Source organism: Rhodococcus aerolatus (assembly GCF_054783215.1).
The window spans coordinates 20,940-41,402 of record NZ_BAAGQZ010000029.1; the positions used below are offsets into that span (position 1 = coordinate 20,940).

Below are 20,463 nucleotides of genomic sequence, written 5' to 3' on the forward strand. Positions count from 1 at the left end.
GCCAGCGCCGCCGCCCGGTCCTGTCGGTGCCCCGTGGTCTCATGCCGGGGTGAGCAACCAGGGGGGCACGGCACAGCGCGCGGGTCGGCGCCGCGCGGCCTTCGTGCCCGCCGCGCCCGTGCCGTCGCCCGTGCACACCTGGTCCGCCGAGGCCGCCGCGCTGCTCGCCCCGCCCGAGGAGCACCGCGAGGTGACGGTGCAGGGCGGTCCCGGGACGGGCAAGACGGCCCTGCTGGTCGACGTCGCCGCCGCGCGGATCGCGGCGGGGGTGGACCCGGGCTCGGTGCTGGTGCTCACCGCGTCGCGCCGGGCGGCGGCCGACGTGCGGGCCCAGCTCACCCGGGCCACGGCCGGGCACGGCGGGGTGGTGCGGGAGCCGCTGGTGCGCACCGTGCACTCCTACGCCTTCGCGGTGCTGCGGCTGCACGCCGCGGCGCACGACGCGCCCCCGCCGCGGCTGATCACCGCCGCTGAGCAGGACGCGGTCATCCGGGAGCTGCTGCGCGGGGAGGTGCTCGACGCCGCGGACCACCCGGGTCGCTGGCCCGCCTCGCTGCGCCCGGCGCTGGGCCTGGTCGGGTTCGCGGGCGAGCTGCGGGACCTGCTGCTGCGCGCCGCCGAGCGCGGCCTCGGCCCGGAGGACCTGCTGCGCGCCGGCCGGGTGCACCGCCGCCCGGAGTGGGTGGCGGCGGGCCGCTTCTGGGCGGGTTACGAGCAGTCGATGCTGCTGCGCGGCGCGGTCGGGGCGGCCGCGCCCCAGGCGGTGGCCCCCGCCCTCGACGCGGCCGAGCTGGTCGTCACGGCCCTGACCGCGTTCGCGACCGACCCGGCGCTGCTGGCCGGGGAGCGCGCCCGGGTGCGGCACCTCCTCGTCGACGACGCCCAGCTGCTCGACCCGCTGCAGGCCGAGCTCGTCGAGGTCCTGGGCCACGGCGCGGACGAGGTGCTGGTGGCGGGCGACCCCGACCAGGCCGTGCTCGGCTTCCGCGGCGCGGACCCGGAGGCGCTGCTGGGCTCCGACCGGCCGCGGGTGCTGCTGCGCGACGGCCACCGCGCCACCCCCGCCGTGGCCGCCGCGGTGGCGTCGGTCTCGGCCCGGCTGCCCGGTGCCGCACCGTCCCGCGGTCCGGCGACGGTGCGGTCCGACGGGCTGCCCGGCCGGGTCGTGGTGCACCGGCTGCGCAGCGAGGCCGAGGAGGCCGCGGTCGTGGCGGACGCGTTGCGCCGAGCCCACCTGCTCGACGACGTCCCGTGGTCGGAGATGGCGGTGCTGGTCCGGTCCACGGCCCGCTCCCTGCCCGTGCTGCGCCGGGCCATGGTCGCGGCCGGGGTGCCCGTCCAGGTCCCCGCCACCGACCTGCCGCTGGCCCGCCAGCCCGCGGCCGCGGCGCTGCTGCTGGTGCTGCGGGTGGTCACCGACCCCGCCTCCGTCACCGCGGAGGACGCGCTCGGCCTGCTCGCCTCCCCGGTGGGCCGCGCCGACCCCGTCGCGCTGCGCCGGCTGCGGCGCGGGGTGCGGCGCCTCGAGCTCGCCGCGGACGGGACGCGGGAGTCCGCGCAGCTGCTGCGCGACGCGCTGGTGGAGGCCGCGGCCCCGGGCGCCGTGGTGGACCCGCTGGTGGGGCTGGCCGACCGGGAGGCCGAGCCGCTGCGCCGGGTGCAGCGCGTCCTCGTGGCCGCCACCGCGGCGCTGGGCCAGGGCGTCGAGCACGTGCTGTGGGCGGCGTGGCGGGCCGCCGAGGCGCAGGAGCGCTGGGTCGCGGCCGCGGAGCGGGGCGGGCCGCTGGGGGCGCAGGCCGACCGGGACCTCGACGCGGTCGTGGCCCTGTTCGACGCCGCCGCCCGCTACGTCGACCGGCTGCCCGCGGCCAGCCCGGCGGGCTTCGTCGACTACCTGCGCGAGCAGGAGCTGCCCACCGACGCCGGCGCCCCCGGACGGGTGGGGGAGGCGGTGTCGGTGCTCACCGCGCACTCCGCCGCGGGCAGGCAGTGGCGCGTGGTGGCCGTGGCCGGGGTGCAGGAGGGGCTCTGGCCGGACCTGCGCGTCCGCGGCACCCTGCTCGGCGTCGAGGACCTCGTCGAGCTGGTCCGCTCCGGCCGGCTCGACGCGCGACCGGGCCGCGGCGCCGAGCCCGCGCCGGTGCTCTCCCGCACCGCGCCCGTGCTGGCCGAGGAGCGCCGGCTGTTCCTGCTCGCCTGCAGCCGCGCCGCCGACGCGCTCGTCGTCACCGCGGTCGGCAGCACGGGCGGGGACACCGACCTCGTGCCGTCGCGGTTCCTCGACGACCTCGCCCCCACCGAGGTCGACGGGGCCGGGGACGCGGTGCCCGACCCGCCCCCGCCGCGCGGCCTGGTCCTCGCCGAGCTCGTGGCCGAGCTGCGGGCCGTCGTCGGCACCGGCCCGGGCGCCGGTCCCGCCGGCTCCGCCGCCTCCCCGGCGGGCCCCGACGACGGCCGCCGAGCCCGGGCCGCCCGGCAGCTCGCCCGGCTGGCCGAGGCCGGCGTGCCGGGGGCCGACCCCGCCGGGTGGTACGGCCTGGCCACCACGGGGGACGACGCACCCCTGTGGTCGCCGGGGGACGGCCCGGTCCGGCTCTCGCCGTCGGTCGTCGACACCCTCGCCACCTGCCCGTTGCGATGGGTGCTCTCGCGCCACGGCGGGGAGGACGGCTCCGCCGTGGCCGCGGTGGCGGGGACCCTGGTGCACTCCCTGGTCGAGGCGCTCGCCGCCGGCACCGACCCGGTCGAGGTGGAGCGGGTGCTGCGGCAGAGCTGGGGCGCGGTCGACGTCGGCGCCCCGTGGTTCGCCGAGCGCGAGCTGGAGCGCTACCGCGCCATGCTCGACACCTTCCGCACCTGGCTGCGCAGCACCCGGGCCGACCTGACCGAGGTCGGCCTCGAGGTGGCCGTCGACGTGGTGGTGCCCACGCAGCCCGTGCCCGAGGACGCGGACGACTCCGGGGAGGCGGCCCCGGCCGTGCCCGACGCGCGGCTCGTCGGGCGCATCGACCGGTTGGAGCGGGACGCGCAGGGCCGCGCCGTGGTGGTCGACGTCAAGACCGGCAAGACCGCCGTCTCGCACGACGACGCCGCCGAGCACGCCCAGCTCGCGGCCTACCAGCTCGCGCTGCGGCTCGGCGGCGCCGTCACCGGCGGCCCGACCCGCGACGACCCCGACGCCCCGGTCGTCCCCGTCGCCGCCCCCGGTGACACGGGGGGCGCCCGTCTGCTCTACGTGGCCAGGCCGGACAAGCACGGGTCGGCGACGGAGCGGACCCAGCCGGCGCCCGACGCCGAGGCGCTGCAGCGCTGGCGCGCCCAGGTGGCCGGCGCGGCCGCGGCCACGGTGGGCCCGCGCTACCTGGCCGTGGTCAACCCGGGGTGCGAGCGCTGCCCCGTGCGCAGCAGCTGCCCCGCCCACGACGAGGGACGCCAGGTGAGCGGGTGAGCGCCGACGTCGTGGACCTCGATGCCCGCCGCGGGCTCAGCCCGGCCGCCATCGCGGCGGCCCTGGGGCTGCCCGCGCCGACGGCCCAGCAGGCCGCGGTCATCGCCGCCCCGGTGGGGCCCGCCCTGGTCGTGGCGGGGGCGGGCGCGGGCAAGACCGAGACCATGGCCAACCGGGTGGTGTGGCTGGTCGCGAACCGCGTCGTCACCCCTGACCAGGTGCTGGGGCTGACCTTCACCCGCAAGGCCGCGCAGCAGCTCACCACCCGCATCCGCACCCGGCTGCGGATGCTCGCCGGGTCCCGGGCCCTGCTCGAGGTGGACCCCAGCGGGGAGCTCCGGGCCCGGGTGCTGGCCGACGAGCCCACGGTGAGCACCTACCACTCCTACGCCGGGCGCCTGGTCGCCGAGCACGGGCTGCGGCTGCCGGTGGAGCCGTCGGCCCGGCTCCTCGGCCAGACCGGGGTGTGGCAGCTGGCGCACCGCGTCGTGAGCACGTGGGACACCCCGCTCGACCTCGACGTGGTCCCCGAGACCGTCACCGAGCGCCTGCTCGGCCTGGCCGGCCAGCTCGCCGAGCACCTCGTCGACCCGGACGCGCTGACGGCCCTTGCCGCCGAGCTCGAGCGGCTGGTGGCGACGCTGCCCGCGGGGGAGCGGCAGCGCGGCGGCCCGACGAAGGCGCTGCGCGACGTGCTCGCCGCCCAGCAGCAGCGCCTGGCCCTGCTGCCCCTGCTCGAGCAGCTCCGGGCGACGATGCGCCAGGAGGGCGTGCTGGACCACGGCACCCAGATGTCCTACGCCGCCCGGGTCGCCGCCGAGCACCCCGAGGTCGGGGAGGTGGAGCGCAGCCGGTTCCGGGCCGTGCTCCTCGACGAGTACCAGGACACCGGGCACGCCCAGCGGGTGCTGCTGCGCGCGCTGTTCGGGGCCGGCCCTGGGGGTCGGGTGGACCGCGGCCTGGCGCTGACGGCCGTGGGGGACCCCATCCAGTCCATCTACGGCTGGCGCGGGGCGTCGGCGGCCAACCTGCCCCGCTTCGCCACCGACTTCCCCCGCGACGACCGCGGCACCCCCGCACCCCGCCTCGAGCTGCTGACCAGCTGGCGCAACCCCGCCCGGGCGCTGGTGGTGGCCAACGGCGTCTCGGCGGACCTGCGGGCGGCCGGGGTGCCGGTGGCCGAGCTCGGGCCCCGGCCGGGCGCCCCGACGGGGGACGTCCGCACCAGCCTGCACACCGACGTCGAGGGCGAGCTGGGCTGGCTCGCCGGGCACGTCGCCGCCCGCTGGTCCGCCGCGGCCGACCTGGGGCAGCCGCCGCCCACCTCGGCCGTGCTGGTGCGCCGCCGCGCCGACACCCGCGGCGTGGCCGAGGCGCTGCGGGCCCGGGGGCTGCCGGTGGAGGTCGTCGGCCTCGGCGGGCTGCTCGACACCCCCGAGGTGCGCGACGTGGTCAGCATGCTGGCGCTGGTGGCGGACCCGCTCGCCGGGTCCGCCGCGGTCCGGCTGCTCACCGGGGCGCGGGCCCAGCTCGGCGCGGCCGACCTGGTCGCGCTGTGGCGGCGCGCCCGGGAGCTCGCCGGGCACACCGGCACCGACGCCACGCCCGGTGACCTGCAGGCGGCCGTGGACTCCGCGCTGCCCGGGGAGCACGCCGAGCTGGCCGGCCTGGCCGACGCGCTGGCCGACCCGGGCCGCCCGGAGCGGTACTCCGCCCGCGGCCACCGGGCCCTGGTCCGGCTGGGCCGGGACGTGGCCGAGCTGCGCGAGCGCTCCGCCCAGCCGCTGCCCGACCTCGTCGCCGACGTCGAGCGCACCCTCGGGGTCGACGTCGAGGTGATGGTCCGGGCCGCCGAGCGGGGCCTGCCGCCCCGCGCGGGCCGCGCCCAGCTCGACGCGTTCGCCGACCACGTCTCGGGCTACGTGGCGGCCACCCCGGCCGCCACCCTGACGGGCCTGCTCGACCACCTGCGGGCCGCCGAGGCCGCGGAGGACGGCCTGAGCCCCGCCGAGGTCGAGGTGTCGCCCGACCGGGTGCAGGTGCTCACCGTGCACGCCGCCAAGGGCCTGGAGTGGCAGCTCGTCGCCGTCCCGCACCTGGTCACCGGCGTCTTCCCGCCGACCAAGCGCTCCTCGAGCTGGCTGCGCAACCCCGTCGAGCTCCCCTCGGACCTGCGCGGGGACGCGGCGCGCCCGGTGCCCGGCGGGCCCGCCGCGGACGGCTCCGACGTCGGCGTCCCCGTCCTCGACGTCTCCGGCTGCACCGACCGCAAGCAGCTCGAGGCCGCGTTCGTCGACCACGAGGCCGCGGTCGAGGAGCGTCGGCTGCAGGAGGAGCGCCGGCTGCTCTACGTCGCGGTCACCCGCACCGAGCACACCCTGCTGCTCTCCGGGCACCACTGGGGCGCCACGGGCTCGACCCCGAAGGGGCCCTCGGTGTTCCTCGACGAGCTGCGCGACCTCGTCGAGGGCGCCGGGGGCGACGTCGAGGAGTGGGCCGCGGCACCCGCCGACGGGGAGGCCAACCCGGTGCTGACCCGGGAGCACACCGCGGCGTGGCCGGCCGAGCCGCTCGGGGCCCGCCGCGACCCGGTGACGGCCGACCTCGTCGCCGTGGCCGCCGCCCTGGCCGCGGCCCCGACCGGTGCGGACGGCGACGACGCGGAGGGCTGGGCCGCGGAGGTCGACGCCCTGCTGGCCGAGCGCGCGGAGCGCCGGGCCCGCCGCGGCGTGGTCACCCTGCCCGGCCAGCTCTCGGTCAGCACCCTCGTGGCGCTGGCCGAGGACCCCGACGCGCTGGCCGCCCGGGTGCGGCGCCCGCTGCCCTTCGCGCCGAACCCGCTGGCCCGGCGCGGCACCGCGTTCCACGCCTGGGTGGAGCGGCGCAGCGGCTCGACCCGGCTGCTCGACTTCGAGGACCTGCCGGGTGCGGCGGACACCGGGGCCGCCCCGGACTCCGAGCTGGCCGACCTGCAGGCCGCGTTCCTGGCCTCGTCGTGGGCCGACCGCACCCCGACCGAGGTGGAGGTGCCGTTCGAGATGGTCGTCTCCGGGGTGCTGCTGCGCGGCCGGATGGACGCGGTGTTCACCGACCCCGACGGCGGGTACACCGTCGTCGACTGGAAGACCGGCCCGGTCCCGCCGCGGGCCCGGCAGGCCTCGGCCGCGGTCCAGCTGGCCGCCTACCGGCTGGCCTGGGCCGAGCTCGCCGGGGTCGGGCTCGACCGGGTGCGGGCGGCCTTCCACCACGTCCGGGCGGGGGTGACGCTCGCCCCGGCGGACCTGCTCGACCTCGACGGGCTGCGCGAGGTCCTGCGCCGCGGCACGAGCACCACCGGCTAGCGGGGCTCCCGGGACACCCGCAGCGCCCACGCCACCAGCGGCACCTGCAGCGGCAGCCGGGCCCACGCCCCCGCGGTGGCCAGCCCACCCACCCGCGGGCTGCGCTGCCACGACCGCGCCATCGCGACGTTGGCGGGGAACACTGCCACGAACAGCCCGGCCGCGGCCAGCGCCGCCGCGGGCCGGGTCCGGGGCGCCGCCACCCCGGCCCCCACCACGAGCTCCGCCACCCCCGAGGCCTGCGTCCAGCGCCGTGCTGGGCCGGGCAGCGACCGCGGCACCATGGCGTCGAACGGCGCGGGCACCGCGAGGTGGGCGGCACCGGCACCGAGCAGCAGCAGCGCCAGCCCCTGCGCGCGGCGGGCCGGGGTGGGTCGGAGGCGGGCGGGGACGGCGGGGGCGGCGGTCACCGGCCCATCGTCGCCCACCCCGGGGCCGGGGGACCGTTAGGGTGGCGCCCCGTGACCACCTCCGCCGCGGCCGCGGGCTGACCCGGTGGCCCAGGGGCCCGGCCGCAGGCCGTCACGGCTGCGGCACGGTCGCACCACCGTGACCGACCGCCTCACCGACCGGCCCGGGCACGACCTCGTCGGCACCATCCGCATCCCGGAGCGCCACGACAGCCCGGTGCGCGCGATCCTCAAGCGCGTGGTGGGGGCCACGGCCGCGCTCGCGGTCGCGGTGCTCACCGTCTACCTCGGCCGCAACGGCTACAAGGACACCAACGGTGACGGCATCTCCTTCATCGACGCCGTCTACTACGCCACCGTCTCGCTGTCGACCACGGGCTACGGTGACATCGCCCCGGTGACGCAGTCGGCCCGGCTGGTCAACATCATCGTGATCACCCCGCTGCGGGTGCTGTTCCTCATCGTGCTGATCGGCACCACCCTCGAGGTCCTGACGGAGCGGTCGCGGCAGGCCCTGAAGATCCAGCGCTGGAGGCAGAAGGTGCACGCACACACGGTCGTCGTCGGCTACGGCACCAAGGGCCGCTCGGCGGTCGCGGCCATGCTGGGCGACGACATCGACCCGGGCGGCATCGTGGTCGTCGACACCGACGCGTCCGTGCTGGACTCGGCCGCCTCGCTGGGGCTGGTGACCGTGCACGGCGGGGCGACCAAGGCGGACGTGCTGCGCATCGCCGGGGTGCCCCGGGCCAAGTCGGTGATCATCGCGACGAACCGGGACGACACCGCGGTGCTCGTCACGCTCACCGCCCGCGAGCTGGCCCCGGACGCGGTCATCATCGCCTCGGTCCGCGAGGCCGAGAACGTGCACCTGCTGCGGCAGTCCGGCGCCGACCGGGTCGTCGTCTCCTCGGAGACCGCCGGCCGGCTGCTGGGCATCGCCACGACCACCCCGTCGGTGGTGGAGATGATGGAGGACCTGCTCACCCCGGACGCCGGCTTCGCCGTGGCCGAGCGCGAGGTGGAGCGCACGGAGGTCGGCGGCTCGCCGCGCCACCTGCCCGACATCGTGCTCGGCGTGGTCCGCGAGGGCGTGCTGCACCGGGTGGACGCCGAGGAGGTCGACTCCCTGGAGAACGGCGACCGGCTGCTCTACATCCGCAACGCGGGCTGACCCGCCCGACCGGGTCTAGGGTCGGCCCGGTGGCAGCACCCCCGGTCGACCGTCCCGTCCTCGACCGGTTCGTCCTCGACAACGGGCTGCGGGTCGTCCTCTCCGCCGACACCACGGCCCCGGTCGTGGCGGTCGCCGTCCACTACGACGTCGGCTTCCGCTCGGAGCCCGAGGGCCGCACCGGGTTCGCGCACCTCTCGAGCACCTGATGTTCCAGGGCAGCGAGAGCCTGCCCAAGCTGGAGCACTTCCGGGTGGTGCAGGGCTCCGGCGGGGTGTTCAACGGCTCCACCCACCCCGACTACACCGACTACTTCGAGGTGCTCCCCTCCGCGGCGCTGGAGCGGGCGCTGTTCCTCGAGGCCGACCGCATGCGCGCCCCGCGGATCACCGCGGAGAACCTGGCCAACCAGGTCGGGGTGGTCGAGGAGGAGATCCGGCTCAACGTGCTGGGCAGGCCCTACGGCGGGCTGCCGTGGATCTGGCTGCCGCCCGTGCTGTTCGACACCTTCCCCAACGCCCACGACGGCTACGGCGACTTCTCCCACCTCGAGCAGGCGACCACCGCCGACTGCGCCGACTTCTTCGACCGGTACTACTGCCCGGCCAACGCGGTGCTCACCGTGGTGGGCGACCTCGACCCCGGCCGCACCCGCGAGCTGGTGCAGACCCACTTCGGCGACGTCCCCGCCCGCCCGGCCCCGGTGCGGCCGTCCTTCGCCGAGCCGCCGCTGACCGCGCCGCGCTGGGGCGTGCAGCACGACGCGGCGGCCCCGCTGCCCGCGCTCGCCGCCGGGTACCGGCTGCCCGACCCGGCCACCGACCTGCCCGGCTACCTGGCCGCGGTCGTGCTGGGCGAGGTCCTCACCGCGGGGGACGCGAGCCGGCTGCAGCGCAGCCTCGTGCAGCGCGACGGCCTCGTCAGCGACGTCAGCGCCGGGTGCGGGCTGTTCGGCGAGCCGCTCGACGCCCGCGACCCGGACCCGTTCGTGCTCACCGCGGTCCACCCGGCCACGACCACCGCCGCGCAGGTGCTCGACGCCGTCGACGCCGAGCTGGCCGTCCTCGCCGCCGACGGCCCCTCGCCCGAGGAGCTGGCCGGGGTGGTGGCCCGGTGGCGGGCGGGCACCTACCGCCAGGACGACCGGGTGGTGAGCCGGGCGCTGGACCTGGGCTCGGCCGAGCTGCTGCACGGCAGGCCCACGCTGGGCGCCGAGCTGCCCGGGCTGCTGGCCGCCGTCACCCCCGAGCAGGTCGCCGCCGCGGCCGCGGCCCTGTCCCCCGACGCGCGCGCCGTGCTCGAGGTCCGCCCGGGGGCGCAGCCGTGACGCGCACGCCCGAGGAGATCGCCACCACGGCCACCGGCCCGCGCCCGCTGCCGCCGCTGGACCGCCAGCGCGTCGCCCGCAAGCCGTCCCTGGCCGAGGCCACGCTGGACTCGGGGCTGCGGGTGGTGGCCGTGCGCCGCGCCGGCGTGCCCATGGTCGAGCTGCGCCTGGTCGTGCCGCTGGCCGGCACCCACCGCACCCACGCCGCCCGGGCCGAGCTGCTGGCCGCCACCCTGACCGCGGGCACCGCCACCCGCAGCCGGTGGGACGTCGACACCGAGCTCGCGGCCGTCGGCGGCGAGCTGGCGGTGGCGGTGGACCCGGAGCGGCTCAGCCTCGGCGCCGCCGTCCTCGCCGAGGGCCTGCCCCGGGCGCTGGAGGTCCTCGCCGACGTCCTCACCGCCGCGACCTTCCCCGGCCGGCAGGTCGAGGGCGAGCGCGACCGGCTGGTGGAGCGCCTCGACGTGGCCCGGTCCCGCCCCGGGGTCGCGGTGCGCGAGGCCCTGCTGCGCCGCGCCCTCGGCGAGCACCCGTCGGTGCACGAGATGCCCGCCTCGGCCGACGTGGCCGCGGTGTCCGCCGCCGCGGTGCGCACGATGCACCGCCGCTCGGTGCTGCCCGCGGGCTCGCTGCTGGTCCTGGTGGGTGACCTGCGCCCGGCCCGCACGCTGGAGCGGGTGGCGCAGGCGCTGGCCGGGTGGACCGCCACCGGCACCGCGACCACGCTGCCCCCGTGGCGGACCCCGCCGCCCGGGCCGCTGGAGCTGCTGGACCGGCCCGGTGCGGTGCAGTCCCAGGTGCGCCTCGTCGCCGACGGGGTGTCCCGGCACGACCCGACCTACCCGGCCGCGCAGCTGGCCAACCTGGTGCTGGGCGGGTACTTCTCCTCACGCCTGGTCGAGAACGTCCGGGAGGACAAGGGCCTCACCTACGGCGCGCACTCCGGCTTCGACGCGACCACGGCGGGCACGCTGCTCACCGTCGAGCTCGACACGGCGCGGGAGACCACGGCGGCGGCGCTGTGGGAGACCCGCTACGAGCTGGGCCGCATGCTCACCGCGCCGCCCACCGACGACGAGGTCGACGCCGCCCGCCGCTACGCCGTGGGGTCGCTGACGATGGGCCTGGCCACCCAGGCGGGCATGGCGAGCAACCTGTCCCGGCTGGTCCCGCTGGGCCTGGACGTGGACTGGGTGCGCACGCACCCCGCCCGGCTGGCCGCCACGACCGCCGACGACGTGCGCGCTGCCGCGGCGCGGCTGTTCGCCCCGTCGCGCTTCGTCACCGTGGTGCAGGGCGACGCGGCGGAGCTCGCCGGCCCGCTCGCCGCGCTGGGACCCGTGGCACAGACCGACCCGACGACCGAGCAGACGACCGAGCAGGAGACGACCGCGTGACCGCCGTGCAGGGAACCACCCCGGGGGACTTCACCCTCGACGAGACGCCGCTGCTGTCGCGGTCGACGACCACGCGGGGCGACGCGGTGCGCCACGACGCCGAGGCCACCTCCCGGAGCTGGCGCGAGGCGTCGCTGCTCAAGGTGGACCGGCGGATGGGCGTGGCCACGGCCGGGGGGTCGCTGGTGCTCACCGACGCGATCGACCACGACGTGCGCCCGCCCGCCGAGGCGGTCGTGCTCGGCGAGGAGGGCGTGGGCGGCGGCCGGGCGGTGTGGGCGGTGCCGGTGCGCGAGCTCGAGCTGTCCGAGGGCCAGGAGCGCAGCGAGCTGCGGGCGGTGGGCGCGCTGCTCGACGACACCCAGGCCGGCCTGCTGACGACGGCGGTGGCCGCGCTGACCTGGCACGCCATGGCCGGCTTCTGCGCGGTGTGCGGCGGCAGCACGGTCCCGCAGCACGCCGGGTGGACCCGGCAGTGCACGGTGTGCGGCCGCGACGAGTACCCGCGGACCGACCCGGCCATCATCTGCCTGGTCCACGACGGCGCCGACCAGGTGCTGCTGGGAAGGCAGAACGTGTGGCCGCAGGGCCGGTTCTCGGTGCTCGCGGGCTTCGTCGAGGCCGGGGAGTCCCTCGAGGCGTGCGTGCACCGGGAGATCGAGGAGGAGGTCGGGGTGACGATCCAGCACCTGCGCTACCTCGGCAGCCAGCCCTGGCCGTTCCCGCGCTCGATCATGCTGGGGTTCCACGCCACCGCGGACCCGTCGCAGCAGGTCGTCCCCGAGGAGGCGGAGATCGCCGAGGCCCACTGGTTCACCCGCGAGCAGGTGCGCGAGGCGCTGGCGCTGGGCGAGTGGGTGTCCCTCGACGACGTCGACCCGGGCGAGCGTCCCGCGCTCCTGCTGCCGGGCTCGATCTCGATCGCCCGCAAGATGCTCGAGGCCTGGGCCGACGCCGGCTGACGCCGGTCAGGCCGCGATCTTGGCCTTGACCTCGTCGAAGGTCGGGTTGGTCGCGGTGGTGCCGTCGGCGAACTTGAGCGTGGGCACGACCTGGTTGCCCCGGTTCACGCCCTCGACGAAGGACGCCGCCTCCGGGTCGCGCTCGATGTCGACCTCGTCGTAGGCGATGCCCGCCGCGTCGAGCTGGGTCTTGAGGCGGCGGCAGAAGCCGCACCAGGTGGTCGAGTAGATCGTGAAGTCAGCCATGCCCGGCTCAACACCGCGGGGCGGCGCACCCTTCCCGGGCCGGTCCTGCATCCACGGCGCCCGCAGCAGCACGAACGGCAGCGCCACGAACAGCGCGACGACGGCCGCGAGGGTCACCCAGGTCACGCCCGCCGACGCTACCGGCACCGCTCCCCGCCGCACCGGGCTGTCGGGCCCGGCTGGGAGGATGGTCCGGTGAGCACGCAGCCGGTCGACGGGATGGACCCGCAGCAGTCCGAGGCCGTCCTGGCCCCGCGCGGGCCGGTCTGCGTCCTGGCCGGCGCGGGCACCGGCAAGACGCGCACCATCACCCGCCGCATCGCCCACCTCGTCGAGCACGGCCACGTCGCCCCGGGGCAGGTCCTCGCCGTCACGTTCACCTCCCGGGCGGCCGGCGAAATGCGCACCCGGCTGCGGGCCCTGGGCGTCGAGCGGGCCGGGGGCGGGCAGGTGCAGGCGCGGACCTTCCACGCGGCCGCGATGCGCCAGCTCCGCTACTTCTGGCCGCAGGTGGTGGGGGACACCCCCTGGCAGCTGATGGACCGCAAGTTCACCGCCGTCGCCCAGGCCGCCAACCGGGCCGGCGCCCCCACCACGACGGAGTCGGTCCGCGACCTCGCCGGGGAGATCGAGTGGGCCAAGGCCTCGCTCGTCGCGGCGGAGGACTACCCGGCCGCCGCCGCCCGCGCGCACCGGGACCCGCCCGGCTCGGCCGAGCAGGTCGCCGCCGTCTACGCGGGGTACGAGGAGCTCAAGAGCGCCGAGCGCACCGGCACCGCCATGCTCGACTTCGACGACCTGCTGCTGCACACCGCGGCCGCCCTGGAGAACGACGAGCGGGTGGCCTCGGAGTTCCGGGACCGCTACCGCTGCTTCGTCGTCGACGAGTACCAGGACGTCACCCCGCTGCAGCAGCGGGTGCTCGACGCGTGGGTCGGCGAGCGGGACGACCTGACGGTGGTGGGCGACGCCAACCAGACGATCTACTCGTTCACCGGGGCCACCCCGCGCTACCTGCTCGACTTCTCCCGCCGCTTCCCCGAGGCGGCCGTCGTCCGCCTCGAGCGCGACTACCGCTCCACCCCGCAGGTGGTGTCGCTGGCCAACCGGGTCATCGGCGCCGCCCGCGGCCGCATCGCCGGCAGCCGGCTGCAGCTCGTCGGGCAGCGCCCCCCGGGCCCGGTGCCCGACTACGCCGAGCACGACGACGAGGCCGCCGAGGCCGCCGACACCGCCCGGCGCATCGGCGAGCTCATCGCCGCGGGCACGCCGGCGTCGGAGATCGCGGTGCTCTACCGGATCAACGCCCAGTCCGAGGTCCACGAGCAGGCGCTGACCGAGGCGGGCATCCCGTACCAGGTGCGCGGCGGGGACCAGTTCTTCACCCGGCCCGAGGTGCGCCAGGCCGTGGGCGCGCTGCGCCAGGCCGAGCAGCAGGGGGTCGGCGCGGCGGGGGAGGACGGCGCCCCGGCCGACCTCGCCGAGACCGTCCGGGCGCTGCTCGAGCCGCTGGGTCTCGCGGCGCAGGCCCCCGCCGGCGGTGCGGCGCGGGACCGCTGGGAGTCGCTGCGCGCCCTCGTCGAGGTGGTCGACGAGCTGCGTGCCGCCGACCCGGCCGCCGACCTCACCGCCCTGGTCCGTGAGCTGGGCGCCCGCGCCGAGGCCCGCCACCCCCCGACGGTGGCGGGGGTGACGCTGGCGTCCCTGCACGCCGCGAAGGGCCTGGAGTGGGACGCGGTGTTCCTCGTCGGGCTGGTCGAGGGCACCCTGCCCGTCCAGCACGCCCTCGGCGAGGGCGGCGCGGCCGAGGAGGCCGCGGTGGAGGAGGAGCGGCGCCTGCTCTACGTCGGCGTCACCCGGGCGCGGGTGCACCTGGTGCTGTCCTGGGCGCTCGCCCGCAACCCCGGGGGGCGCAGGTCCCGGCGGCGCTCGCGCTTCCTGCACGGCCTGGTGCCCGACGACCACCCCGCCTCCCGCCTCGCCCAGCCCGCGTCCGCCGGCCGCTCGACCAAGCGGGGCCGGTGCCGGGTGTGCGGCTCCCCGCTGGTCGGGGCCATGGCCACCAAGCTGGGCCGCTGCGTCACGTGCGAGTCCGACGTGGACGACGAGCTGCTGGAGTCGTTGCGGGAGTGGCGGCGTGGCCGGTCCGGTGAGCTCAAGGTGCCCGCGTACGTGGTGTTCACCGACGCGACCCTGACCGCGATCGCGGAGCAGAAGCCCGCGGACGACGCGGGACTGGTCGCGATCCCCGGCATCGGTGCGGCCAAGCTGGAGCGCTTCGGGGCCGACGTCCTCGCCCTGGTCCGCGGCGAGACCCCCACCCCCGCCGCCGACTGACCGCCCGGTCCGCGTGCCGGCGCGCAGGTAGCCGGCTGCATGCAGCAGGCCCCGCACGGGGCATCACCGCAGGTCGTAAATGGGTTGTGGCCCCCGTGGTCCCCGTCCTACCCTCGACCCCAGCACGCGGGCACCAGGCCCGCCCGGCACGACGAGAGGCAGGTCCAGTCATGGAGAACATCATCTGCACCGCCGCCGTCGTCGATCCGGCGATGACCACCGCTGCCGCCGCGCGTCTGCGCGCCGCAGCACCGCAGTCCGCCCGCGCCGTCCGCCGGGTGCCGGGGGCCCTCCCCGGCGCCGAGACGGCGTACGCAGCTCGCGCGTCCGTGCGCGGAGCCGGCCCCTAGCGGGTCCGCTCCACCCTGGTCACCTCAGGCCACGGACCCGCTGACGACGCGGATCCGTGGCCTCTCTCGTGCAGCGAGCAGGCCGTCGGCACCGCCACCCGACCGCACCACCGCACGCGAGATCCACAGGGAGAGAACGTGACCACCGCGACGACCACCACCTCCGGGACCACGCCCCCGGAGGGGCCGACGGCCCGACGGCTGCCCTGCCGGGTGGCCGAGGACGCCGACCTCTGGTTCGCCGAGTCCCCGGCCGAGCTGGAGCAGGCCAAGGCGCTGTGCACCGACTGCCCGGTGCGCAGCCGCTGCCTCGAGCTGGCGCTGGACCGCGCCGAGCCGTGGGGCGTGTGGGGCGGGGAGATCCTCGACCGCGGCGTCGTCGTCGCCCGCAAGCGGCCCCGGGGCAGGCCACGCAAGGACGCGGCCTGAGCCCGGGCCGCGCCACCACCGAGCACCGCAGAACGATGAGGAGACCGTCATGACCCACGCACTGGCCGAGCAGCTGGCCCGGGAGCGGGTGGCCACCGCGCACGCCCGCGCCGCCCAGCAGCGGCGCGTCGCCGAGGTGCGCCGTGCCCGCACGTCGCAGCGCTGGCACCGGGTGGCCGACTACGCCCGCCGCCGGGCCGTCAGCTCGCTCGGGTAGCACGCCGCAGGTCGCACCCGCCCCCGGCACCGGGGGCGGGTGCGACCGCGCTCAGTCGGCGACGACGCCCGGCGCCCACGTCGTCATGATCTCGCGGAACGGGCCCTCGGCCCCGAGCTGGCACAGGATGCCGACCGAGCCCAGCGTCACCCGGTGGATGAGCAGGTACTGCGGGGGCAGGTTCAGGGCCATGCCCAGCTGGAACTCCTCGCTGCGCACGTCCCCGACCCGGGCGGCCTCGTGCTGCATCCAGGCACGGGTGAAGTGGAAGACCTCGCTGCGCATGGGCTCCACGAAGGGCCCGAGGAAGTCCATGATGGCCTGTGGCTCGACCTCGAAACCCGGGCGCAGGAAGCCTTCCGAGCGCAGCAGCTCCATCAGCTCGTCCGGGCGCTGCTCCATCGCCAGCCGCGTCATCAGACCGAGGGTGTAGGGCAGGCCGTCGGGCAGGTGCGCGACGGCGCCGAAGTCGATGATGATGAGCCGGCCGTCGGGCGCGACCATGAAGTTGCCCGGGTGCGGGTCGGAGTGCAGCAGGCCGATGCGGGCCGGCGAGGAGTAGTGGAACAGGGCCAGGGCCATGCCGGCGTGGTCGCGCTCCTCCTGGGTGCCCTCGGCGATGACCGTCGCCAGCGGGGTGCCGGTGACCCACTCGCTGACGACGACCTTCGGGGCGCTGGCCACCACGGCGGGCACGAGGAAGTCGGGGTCGCCGGCGAACTCGGCGGCGAAGGCGCGCTGGTTGTCGGCCTCGCTGCGGTAGTCGAGCTCCTCGACCATGCGGTCGCGGAGCTCCTGGACCAGGGCCTTGGCGTCGAGGCCGTTCATCACCGCGGAGATGAGGCGGGAGAAGCGCTGCAGCTGGCGCAGGTCCGAGCGCAGCGCCTCGTCGGCCCCCGGGTACTGCACCTTGACGGCGACCTCCCGGCCGTCGGCCCACACCGCCCGGTGCACCTGGCCGATGCTGGCCGACGCCGCCGGGGAGTCGTCGAACGAGGCGAAGCGGTCGCGCCAGCCGGAGCCGAGCTGCTCGGCCAGCACGCGGTGCACCGTGGCCGCGGGCATCGGCGGGGCCGCCGACTGCAGCTTGGTCAGCGCCGCCCGGTAGGGCTCGGCCATCTCGTCGGGCACCGCGGCCTCGAAGACGCTGAGCGCCTGGCCGAACTTCATGGCCCCGCCCTTGAGCTCGCCGAGCACCTCGAACAGCTGCTCGGCGGTGCGCCGGCTCATCTCCGCGCTGACCTGCTCGCTGCTGCGCCCGGCGAGCCGCTTGCCCCACCCCGCCGCGGTGCGGCCCGCGTAGCCGAGCGGGAGGCTCGCCAGCTTCGCGGTGCGCGCGGTGGAGTTGCGGGGTATGTCGGACACGCCCCCCATCATCCCCGTCCGGCCGCGCGGGCGCAGCGTGCCCCGCCCGGCCCGGGCCGCCAGCTCAGGCCCACGCCCCGCACCCGCAGTCGGGGTGCGGCCGCCACGGCCGGCGCGGCACCCCGCCGCCGCCCAGGTCGGCCGTCAGCGTCGCCCCGAGGCTCGCCGGGGCGGGCCCGGCCGGGCCGGCGAGCACGGCCTCGACCTGCGCGCAGGCCAGCGCGGCCGTGGCGCGCAGCGTGCCGGGCCCGGCCGCTCCGGTGCGGCCCAGCAGCTGGGCGGCCACCAGCGGCCAGGCCGGGTCGAGGTCGCGGCGGTGCAGGTCGGTGCAGCGCAGGCACGCGCTGCGCCCGGGCAGCACGAGCGGGCCGACGAGCCCCGTGCCGTCCCGCAGCAGCACCGGCAGGTGCGGCACCCGCGCGGCCACCAGCTCCGCGCACACCCGGGGCTCGGTCACGAGGGCGTCGGCCAGCACCACCAGCGCGGGCGGGGTGCTCTCGTCGAGCTGGTCGGGCAGCCGGTGGCGGCTGCGCCGCACGACGGTGGTGGGCCCCGGCAGCCAGCGGGTGAGCAGGGCGGTGAGCGGGCCCTCGCCGTGCAGCAGGACGGTCGACGGCGGCGCCGCGGTGGTGCGCTGGACGAGGTCGGCGTCGCGCAGGCTCGTCAGCAGCGCCGTCCACTCCGGCGCGGGCAGCCCGAGCCGGGCCGCTGCGAGCCGGCACTCGGGCGCGGAGCGCGAGCCGTCGAGCGAGCGGAGCAGGTCACGCAGCCCCGGGCCGTCCCCGCCGGGACCGAGCTCGAGGAGCAGCGCCCGCTCGGGGTCCCAGCCGACCTGCACCGCGCCCGCACCCCGCGCCACCACGGGCACCCCGGCGCGCAGCACGGGGGCCGGGTCCAGCGGCGTAGGGGCCGGGGCGGGGGGTGCGGACGTCGAGGTCGTCATGGCCGGGGACCCTCGCACACCGCTCCCGCCCGACGAGCCGGTCCGACGGGGTTGTCCACAGGCCCGCCGGGCCGCTCGGGGTCAGGCCTTGCCGAGGATCCGGTTCATCTTGGTGCCGCACACCGGGCAGGTGCCCTTGGCCATCCGGCGGCCGTTGGTCTCGCTGACCTCGCCGTCGAAGTCCCGCTTCTCGCGGCACTTCACGCAGTAGCCGTTGTAGGTGTCGGCCATGGTTCTGTCCTCCTGGAGAGCTGGGAAAGACCCGACCGTAGCCCACGCAGGCCCGTGCATAGGCCCAGGTCGCCGCGCCGGGGGGTCGGCGTCGGTCGTGCGGTCGACGCTCCGTCGGGCCCCGGCGCTAGCGTCTGCGCCGTGCCCGGGACGACCACCCACCCCAGCGGGGAGCTCGTCGAGGTGCGCCGCAGCGCCCGCCGGACCCGCACCGTGACGGCCCGCCGGGAGGGCGACCGGGTGGTGGTGCTCGTCCCCGCGCGCACGTCGCGGGCGGACGAGGCGCACTGGGTCGACACCATGCTGGCGCGGCTGCACCGCTCCGAGCAGCGCCGCCGCTCGGCCGCCGCGCGCTCCGACGACGAGCTCGTCTCCCGGGCGACCGCGCTGGCCCGCCGCCACCTCGACGCCCCGGCCGGGCGGGCGGTGCGGCCGGCGTCCGTGCGGTGGGTGGCCCCGATGCGCAGCCGCTGGGCGTCGTGCACCCCCGCCGACGCCAGCATCCGGGTGTCGGAGACGCTGCGGACCGCGCCGGGGTGGGTGCTGGACTACGTCCTGGTCCACGAGCTGGCGCACCTCGTCGAGCCCGGCCACACCGACCGGTTCTGGGCCCTGGTCTCGCACTACCCGCGCACCGAGCGGGCGGTGGGCTACCTCGAGGGCCTCAGCGCCGCCGCGTCGTGGGGCGTGCAGACCCCCGCCCCCGAGGACGAGGGACCCGCGGGACCCTGAGCCCGGGTCAGCGGGTGGGGGCGGGCCCGTCGTCGGGACCCTCGTCGTCGGTGTCGGGAGCAGCAGGGCCGTCGCTCGTCCCCGGCGAGGCGTCCTCGTCGCGCTCCGCGGCCATCTGGCGCTCGAGCTCGGCGATGGGGTCGTCCCCCGCGACGCCGCTGCGCTCCACCAGGTAGCGCTCGACGAAGGCGGCCGGGTCGTCCAGGTCGGCCGCGACGGGCAGCAGGTCCGGGTGCGACCACACCGCGTCGCGGGCGTCGGCGTCGCCGCGCGCGGCCAGCAGCCGCCACAGCTCGGCCGCCTCGCGCAGCCGGCGGGGTCGCAGCTCGAGGCCGACGAGGGTGGCGAAGGTCTGCTCGGCCGGGCCCCCGCTGGCGCGGCGGCGGCGCAGCGTCTCCCGCAGCCCCTCCGCACCCGGCAGCCGGGAGCCGACGGCGTCGGTGACCACGGCGTCGACCCAGCCCTCGACCAGGGCCAGCAGGGTCTCCAGCCGCTCCAGGGCGACCTTCTGCGCCGGGGTGGTCGTCGGCTCGAAGGTGCCCCGGGACAGGATCCCCTCCAGCGCCGACGGGTCCTGCAGCATGGCCGGGTCGAGGCCCTTGGCCAGCTCCTCGATCGCGGAGAAGTCCACGGTGATGCCGGAGGCGTACTCCTCCACCGTGGCCAGCAGCCGCTGGCGCAGCCACGGGACGTGGGCGAAGAGCCGCTGGTAGGCGGCCTCGCGCGCGGCGACGTAGACGACGACCTCCTGCTGCGGGCGGTCGAGGCCGGTGGCCAGCGCCTCCACCGCGGCGGGCAGCAGGGCGGCGGTGCCGGCGGGCCCGAGCGGGAGGCCGACGTCGGTCGAGCTGAGCACCTCGCCGGCGAGCTGGCCCAGCGCCTGGCCCAGCTGGGAGCCGAAGGCGAGCCCGCCCATCTGACCCATCATCCCGATCATGGGGCCCGCGAGCTGGCGGGCCTCCTCGGGCAGGCCGTCGACCCAGGCCCCGGCGACCTTCGTCGCGACGGGGTCGCACAGCCGCTTCCAGGTGGGCATGGAGTGCTCGAGCCAGTCGGCCGGCGTCCACGCCGCGGTGGTGGTCGCCCCGGCGGGCAGCGTGGTCACGTCGTCGAGCCACAGCTCGGCCAGGCGCACCGCGTCGGCCACCGCGCCGCGCTGGGCGTCGCGGACCGGGGTCACCGTGCCGAGCTGCTGGGTGGCCAGCTGCTTGGCCAGGTCGTAGTTGACCGGTCCCGAGGACGTGCCCGCCGAGGACAGCATCTGGCCGAGCTGGGTGAACATCTGGCCCAGCTGGGAGGGGTCGAAGCCGCCGGCGCCGCCGGGCCCGAAGCCGAACCCACCGCCGAAGCCGCCACCACCGCCCTGGCCACCGCCACCCCGACCGCGGTCGGGGTCGTCGCCGGACGAGAAGCCGAAGGGCTGGTCACTCATGCCCCAACGGTACGCGGGGGGCCCCGCCCGCACGCCCTGCGCGCGACGGTCCGCGCTGCGCCCGCGGCGAACACGGCCGCGGGTGGCGCACCTCGCCCCGGCGGGCGCCGGGCGGGGGCGTC

Annotated in this window: 17 protein-coding genes; 11 read left to right on the plus strand and 6 right to left on the minus strand. The window is 77.6% G+C overall.

Features of this window, described 5'->3' with window-relative positions:
* The first annotated feature begins 49 nt into the window (after positions 1–49).
* Complete coding sequence (locus ACYVOF_RS11225) at positions 50–3,448, plus strand: ATP-dependent helicase (RefSeq protein ID WP_460866502.1); 3,399 nt, start codon at positions 50–52, stop codon at positions 3,446–3,448.
* A complete protein-coding gene (locus tag ACYVOF_RS11230; protein ID WP_460866505.1) occupies positions 3,445–6,789 on the plus strand; it encodes an ATP-dependent helicase in 3,345 nt (1,114 codons plus the stop codon). Before ACYVOF_RS11225 ends, ACYVOF_RS11230 begins: the two co-directional genes overlap by 4 nt.
* On the opposite strand, the gene ACYVOF_RS11235 is transcribed toward ACYVOF_RS11230, so the two are convergent.
* Entirely contained in the window at positions 6,786–7,199 is a 414-nt protein-coding gene (locus ACYVOF_RS11235) for a DoxX family protein (RefSeq protein ID WP_460866507.1), read from the minus strand. The two genes, ACYVOF_RS11230 and ACYVOF_RS11235, sit on opposite strands and share 4 nt — an antisense overlap.
* A 139-nt stretch (positions 7,200–7,338) precedes the next feature.
* Here ACYVOF_RS11235 and ACYVOF_RS11240 point away from each other — a divergent pair, with 139 nt between their 5' ends.
* From ACYVOF_RS11240 to nudC, 5 genes are read left to right on the plus strand one after another with little or no spacing between them, the layout of a single operon-like run.
* Positions 7,339–8,373, plus strand: a complete 1,035-nt coding sequence (locus ACYVOF_RS11240) for a potassium channel family protein (protein WP_460866508.1) — start codon at positions 7,339–7,341, stop codon at positions 8,371–8,373.
* Positions 8,374–8,402: 29 nt separating this feature from the next.
* Entirely contained in the window at positions 8,403–8,582 is a 180-nt protein-coding gene (locus ACYVOF_RS11245) for a hypothetical protein (protein ID WP_460866510.1), read from the plus strand.
* Positions 8,582–9,700, plus strand: a complete 1,119-nt coding sequence (locus ACYVOF_RS11250; protein ID WP_460866512.1) for a M16 family metallopeptidase — start codon at positions 8,582–8,584, stop codon at positions 9,698–9,700. The genes ACYVOF_RS11245 and ACYVOF_RS11250 overlap by 1 nt, the downstream gene beginning before the upstream one ends.
* Positions 9,697–11,097, plus strand: a complete 1,401-nt coding sequence (locus ACYVOF_RS11255) for a M16 family metallopeptidase (protein ID WP_460866513.1) — start codon at positions 9,697–9,699, stop codon at positions 11,095–11,097. The genes ACYVOF_RS11250 and ACYVOF_RS11255 overlap by 4 nt, the downstream gene beginning before the upstream one ends.
* Positions 11,094–12,059: an NAD(+) diphosphatase gene (nudC, locus tag ACYVOF_RS11260; protein WP_460866515.1), complete on the plus strand. Its 966-nt coding sequence runs from the start codon at positions 11,094–11,096 to the stop codon at positions 12,057–12,059. The genes ACYVOF_RS11255 and nudC overlap by 4 nt, the downstream gene beginning before the upstream one ends.
* A gap of 6 nt (positions 12,060–12,065) precedes the next feature.
* Here the strand turns inward: nudC and ACYVOF_RS11265 are convergent, their stop codons facing one another.
* A complete protein-coding gene (locus ACYVOF_RS11265) occupies positions 12,066–12,305 on the minus strand; it encodes a mycoredoxin (protein WP_460866851.1) in 240 nt (79 codons plus the stop codon).
* Between the two features lie 219 nt (positions 12,306–12,524).
* Here ACYVOF_RS11265 and ACYVOF_RS11270 point away from each other — a divergent pair, with 219 nt between their 5' ends.
* The 3 genes from ACYVOF_RS11270 (at position 12,525) to ACYVOF_RS11280 (ending at position 15,638) form a co-directional block, all read left to right on the plus strand.
* Positions 12,525–14,642 carry an ATP-dependent DNA helicase UvrD2 gene (locus ACYVOF_RS11270; protein ID WP_460866853.1) on the plus strand — a complete coding sequence of 706 codons (2,118 nt, stop codon included), beginning with the start codon at positions 12,525–12,527 and terminating at the stop codon, positions 14,640–14,642.
* 488 nt (positions 14,643–15,130) lie between these two features.
* Positions 15,131–15,421 (plus strand): WhiB family transcriptional regulator, encoded by a 291-nt coding sequence (locus ACYVOF_RS11275; protein WP_460866517.1) that lies wholly within the window; start codon positions 15,131–15,133, stop codon positions 15,419–15,421.
* A gap of 49 nt (positions 15,422–15,470) precedes the next feature.
* A complete protein-coding gene (locus ACYVOF_RS11280; RefSeq protein ID WP_460866519.1) occupies positions 15,471–15,638 on the plus strand; it encodes a hypothetical protein in 168 nt (55 codons plus the stop codon).
* A 51-nt stretch (positions 15,639–15,689) separates the two neighbouring features.
* Here ACYVOF_RS11280 and ACYVOF_RS11285 read toward each other — a convergent pair whose 3' ends face one another.
* The 3 genes from ACYVOF_RS11285 to ACYVOF_RS11295 form a co-directional block, all read right to left on the minus strand.
* On the minus strand, positions 15,690–17,012 hold the full coding sequence (locus tag ACYVOF_RS11285) for an ABC1 kinase family protein (RefSeq protein ID WP_460866854.1): 1,323 nt from the start codon (positions 17,010–17,012) through the stop codon (positions 15,690–15,692).
* Between the two features lie 55 nt (positions 17,013–17,067).
* Positions 17,068–17,946, minus strand: a complete 879-nt coding sequence (locus tag ACYVOF_RS11290) for a hypothetical protein (protein ID WP_460866521.1) — start codon at positions 17,944–17,946, stop codon at positions 17,068–17,070.
* A gap of 81 nt (positions 17,947–18,027) precedes the next feature.
* Positions 18,028–18,177 carry a DUF5679 domain-containing protein gene (locus ACYVOF_RS11295; protein ID WP_460866523.1) on the minus strand — a complete coding sequence of 50 codons (150 nt, stop codon included), beginning with the start codon at positions 18,175–18,177 and terminating at the stop codon, positions 18,028–18,030.
* Positions 18,178–18,318: 141 nt separating this feature from the next.
* Between ACYVOF_RS11295 and ACYVOF_RS11300 the strand changes: the two genes are divergently transcribed.
* Positions 18,319–18,909 (plus strand): M48 metallopeptidase family protein, encoded by a 591-nt coding sequence (locus ACYVOF_RS11300; RefSeq protein ID WP_460866525.1) that lies wholly within the window; start codon positions 18,319–18,321, stop codon positions 18,907–18,909.
* Positions 18,910–18,916: 7 nt separating this feature from the next.
* On the opposite strand, the gene ACYVOF_RS11305 is transcribed toward ACYVOF_RS11300, so the two are convergent.
* A complete protein-coding gene (locus tag ACYVOF_RS11305; RefSeq protein WP_460866527.1) occupies positions 18,917–20,341 on the minus strand; it encodes a zinc-dependent metalloprotease in 1,425 nt (474 codons plus the stop codon).
* Positions 20,342–20,463: the final 122 nt, after the last annotated feature.